Below are 1,536 nucleotides of genomic sequence, written 5' to 3' on the forward strand. Positions count from 1 at the left end.
TAAGCGAATTTCATAAAAATAAGCCTTGATATAACAAAGATTTTAATGATATAGAAAGGGCTTCACCCCATTCTTGTCGAATTAAATAGTAGCACCCATAAAACCCGAAAGAAGGTGAAGCCCTATTAATAATATTCGACAAGAGTGTCTCTTTCCCTTTGAAGAATTGGTAAATTTATCGGAAACAGACAAATTAATTTGTATTTTGGATCCTATTGATTTAGATCCTTTAGTTGAAAAGATAAAACCTAAGTCAAATAAAGGACCAAATGGATATAATCCTGAAGCTATCTTAAGAGCTTTTTTGGTCCAACAGATTGAAAAGATTCCCAGCAGAGCAGACTTAGTGAGCAAAATTGATAGAAGTCCTTATCTCAGATATGTCTGCGGCTTTTCTACCACTGGTAGGGTGCCCAGTGAGTCAACTTTCAGCCGCTATTACAACAAATTATCTGAAACTGATGGACTGGAATTACTAATGAATGATCTCTTAGATCAAAGCATAGAACTTAACTTATTGGATACTGAAATAATGGCTATTGATGCTTCAAAACTGGAAGCATATGAACGAGCTAAACCAAGGTCAAAGATAGATAAGAAAAATTCTTTTACCCCTGATTGGGGTACTAAATTTGATTCTCATAAAAATCAGATAACCTGGTATGGCTGGAAGATACATGCTGCAGTTGAAACTAAATCAGAACTACCAATAGCTTTAACTTTAACACCAGCTAATCATGCAGATAAAACTCAGGCCATCCCCTTAGTTGAAAAGGTTGATAGCTTCTTAGCTGAAAGAGATTTAACTGAACCCAAATACTGGACTATGGATTCAGGTTATGATACCACTGATATCTATGAACACATTCTCTTTGAACAGGAATCTCAGGCTATTATCCCAATTAACAAGCGTAATGCTAAGCAGCCACCAGCTGGATTTTATGATTTTAAAGGTACACCAGTCTGTAGTGGTGGTCATAAAATGTATTACTGGGGTCATCATAATGGAGTTAATAAATTTAGATGTCCACATGTATGTGGTAAAGTTGATTGTATTCACGGTACAAAGTGGTGTTCTGACAGCAACTATGGTCGAGTAACTAAAACCAGACCAAAAGATAATCCAAGATATATATCAACTCCACATAGAGATTCTAGAACCTGGAAAAAGATCTACAACAAAAGAACCAGTGTCGAAAGAACTTTTTCCAGACTAAAAGAACATCTGAATTTAGAAAACTTAACTGTAATGGGAGCCAAGAAAGTTAAAACTCATTTACTGTTAAGCTCAATCAGTTTGATAGCTGCAAGAATAGCAGCAGAGAAAATCAAGCTGCAAAATCAGGTTTTAGCTGCTTAAATAGCTTTTTAAAACTATGATTTTAAGTTACCCAAGCTAAGTGCGTCTAATTTTAGCAGTAAATCTATGGTAAATCATTAAAATCTTCAAATTCAAATTAAAAGGCTTATTTTTATGATTCGCAGACAATATTTTTTTGAATTAAACTAAATTAAGCGTATTATGAAATTCGCTTA

1 protein-coding gene is annotated in these 1,536 nt (G+C 34.2%); it reads left to right on the forward strand.

The features are described from left to right. Window positions 1–166 precede the first annotated feature (166 nt). Window positions 167–1,360, forward strand: coding sequence for a transposase (locus DFR80_RS15090; RefSeq protein WP_114490485.1), 1,194 nt, complete (start codon window positions 167–169; stop codon window positions 1,358–1,360). Window positions 1,361–1,536: the final 176 nt, after the last annotated feature.

Source organism: Halanaerobium sp. ST460_2HS_T2 (assembly GCF_003337665.1).
GTDB lineage: Bacteria > Bacillota > Halanaerobiia > Halanaerobiales > Halanaerobiaceae > Halanaerobium > Halanaerobium kushneri.